A 284-nucleotide genomic window follows, 5' to 3' on the forward strand; every position below is an offset into this window, starting at 1 on the left:
TGGTCGAATACATAGGTCCCCGCAGTATGGTCCATGGTGTAGCTGTCTGGCGTTTTCCCCGGTACTTTTTGGTAATACACTTTGAAGTCCTTGGCGACCTGGGCAGTCGCCGCCGCATCACCATACAAGCCCAGGAAGCGCGCATCGAAATTCGGTACATAAGCCGCTAACAAGGCCTGGGTATCACGCTCAGGGTCTATGGTAGCGAACAATACCTGGGTCTTTTCTGCATCCGGCCCCAGCTTTTGCATCACATTCGCCATTTCCACCATGGTTGTCGGGCA

At 53.9% G+C, this 284-nt stretch carries 1 protein-coding gene; it reads right to left on the bottom strand.

The window, feature by feature from the left end; translation table 11 throughout:
* On the bottom strand, positions 1–284 hold a 284-nt coding region (locus KDM89_RS21965; RefSeq protein WP_212689870.1), incomplete at both ends, for an SCO family protein.

The organism is Cognatundibacterium luofuense (assembly GCF_018139685.1).
GTDB lineage: Bacteria > Pseudomonadota > Gammaproteobacteria > Burkholderiales > Burkholderiaceae_D > Undibacterium > Undibacterium luofuense.